This window comes from Thauera sp. 63 (genome assembly GCF_000310165.2).
GTDB lineage: Bacteria > Pseudomonadota > Gammaproteobacteria > Burkholderiales > Rhodocyclaceae > Thauera > Thauera humireducens.
Map to the genome: position 1 here is coordinate 1 of NZ_AMXC01000074.1, position 1,560 is coordinate 1,560.

The 1,560-nt window shown below is 66.0% G+C and carries 1 protein-coding gene; it reads left to right on the plus strand.

All coding sequences use genetic code 11. The features are described 5' to 3' along the window. Positions 1 to 78 precede the first annotated feature (78 nt). On the plus strand, positions 79 to 1,401 hold the full coding sequence (locus C664_RS19985; RefSeq protein WP_004251208.1) for an IS1182 family transposase: 1,323 nt from the start codon (positions 79 to 81) through the stop codon (positions 1,399 to 1,401). The last annotated feature ends 159 nt before the right edge of the window (positions 1,402 to 1,560 follow it).

A 1,560-nucleotide genomic window follows, 5' to 3' on the forward strand; every position in this document is an offset into this window, starting at 1 on the left:
CTAGGAGTCTGCGCGGCAGAAGCCAAGCGTCGGTGAGTTAAGTCCTCCCGGGCGTTTCGGGGCCGGTAGACTGTCGAGATGACGAGCTATCTGCCCTATTGCCCGCAGCAGCAGATGCTGCTGCCCCAGGCGCTGCAGGAGTGGCTACCCGAAGGCCACTTGGCGTACTTCATCAGCGACGCGGTCGACGGGTTGGACCTGAGCGCGTTCCACGCCCGGTATGCCGGTGGCGGACCGCGCAACCAGCCGTTTCATCCGGCCATGATGGTCAAGGTGCTGCTGTATGCGTACGCCACGGGCGTGTTCAGTTCGCGCAAGATCGCGCGCAAGCTGCACGAGGATGTGGCGTTCCGGGTCCTGGCGGCAGACAACTTCCCGGCCCACCGCACGCTGAGCGACTTTCGCGCTGTCCATTTGAAGGAGCTGAGCGAGTTGTTCGTGCAGGTGGTACGACTGGCCCGCGAGATGGGGCTGGTCAAGCTCGGGACGGTGGCCATCGACGGCACCAAGGTCAAGGCAAACGCCAGCCGCCACAAGGCGATGAGTTACGGCCATATGGTGAAGGCGGAGGCCGAGTTGAAACGGCAGATCGAGGCGCTGCTCAATCGGGCCAAGGCCGCCGACGACGCCGAGCGGAACGAGCCCGAGCTGGATGTGCCGGCCGAGATCGCGCGGCGCGAGGCGCGGCTGACGGCGATTGCTGAAGCCCGGGCGCGGCTCGAGCAGCGCCAGCGCGAGGCCGATCAGGCGCGCGGGCGCAGCGACGATGACGACCGTCGCCCGCGCGGCGGTGACGGCAAACCGAAGGGCGGGCGCTACAAGCGCGACTTTGGAGTGCCCGAGGACAAGGCGCAGGAGAACTTCACGGATCCGGACAGCCGCATCATGAAGCGCGCCGGCGGCGGGTTCGATCCGAGCTACAACGCCCAGACGGCGGTCGACGAGACCGCCCACATCATCGTGGCGGCCGAACTGACCAACAACGCCAGCGACGCCGGGCAACTGGCGGGGGTACTGCAGGCCGTGCGCGACAACGTCGAACAACGACCGCGCCAGGCGCTGGCCGACACCGGCTACCGCTCGGAGCAAACGTTCCGGGAACTCGACGGGTGCGGGACCGAACTGGTGGTGGCGCTGGGCCGGGAAGGCAAGCGCCGACTCGGTTTCGACCGCGAACGCAATCCGCACACCGCACAGATGGCCGACAAGCTCGAGAGCGAGGCGGGCAAGAGCGCCTACCGAAAACGGAAATGGATCGCCGAACCGCCCAACGGCTGGATCAAGAACGTGTTGGGATTCCGGCAGTTCAGCCTGCGGGGCCTGGAGCGCGTCAAAGCGGAGTGGAAGCTCGTCTGTATGGCGCTGAACCTGCGCAGGATGAGCACATTGAGGACGGCATGACGGGAAAAGGGGGCAAACCTGTCCCCGTTGCCGTCCGGCATGCGCGCCGCGACGTCGCAAAGCAACTTAACCACGGCCTCAGTCTCTTGCCGCACCTCTCGGTTCGCCAATCGTTCTGCTAAAAAACACGCTCTGGAGTTCTGCCGCGCAGACTCCTAG

Bases quoted from the DNA above. Each gene is read 5' to 3' on its own strand.
- C664_RS19985 (WP_004251208.1), top strand. From the start codon at position 79: ATGACGAGCTATCTGCCCTATTGCCCGCAGCAGCAGATGCTGCTGCCC.